The sequence below is a fragment of the Mycobacterium angelicum genome, assembly GCF_002086155.1.
In the GTDB taxonomy this organism is placed as follows: Bacteria; Actinomycetota; Actinomycetes; order Mycobacteriales; family Mycobacteriaceae; genus Mycobacterium; species Mycobacterium angelicum.
Window position 1 is genome coordinate 1 of sequence record NZ_MVHE01000270.1, and the last position, 533, is coordinate 533.

At 67.9% G+C, this 533-nt stretch carries 1 pseudogene; it reads right to left on the minus strand.

Annotation, left to right across the window (positions count from 1 at the left end):
• Positions 1 to 13 precede the first annotated feature (13 nt).
• Positions 14 to 533, minus strand: a pseudogene (locus BST12_RS31685) (zinc ribbon domain-containing protein); the annotation flags it as partial.

Consider the following 533-nt stretch of genomic DNA (forward strand, 5'->3'; position numbering starts at 1 on the left):
CCTAAGAGTTGATTCATAAGTCGGCTGGTGGGGACTGTTGAATCGTTGGGTTTGTGCTTGTTCGCCTGGTCCGCCGACGTCCCCAGGTGTAGCCGTGGGGTCTGTTGCGGGGTAGGGCGGGGCGTTCCCCTTGTCCGGCAGGGGCCCCAGGGTTGGGGCTGCCATCCTCACCAGCGCCCGGTGTGGTGGTCGGGTTGTGGTGGATGGTTGACCGGACCAGCCCCTCGTGCTGGGCCGTTTCCCGGGTGACCGGGATGTCGTGAACGCGGCCGGCGAGCACGGTGGCGTGCAGTCGCTGGCGCTGGTTGTGATCGATGCGTGCGGTGCGCGGGTCGGCGGTGTCGGTGAGCGCGACGGTGGCGGCCATCGCGGCGGAGACGATGTCGCGGTCGCCTTCGATGCCGCAGGGGCAGATGTGCCAGCGCTGGGAGAGGTTCTTTTTGGTGCGGGCACCGCAGGTGCAGTGTTGGGACAGGGCTGTGGTGAACGTCGACGCCGTGAGTAAGGTGCCGCCGGTGGCGGTGCACTCGCCG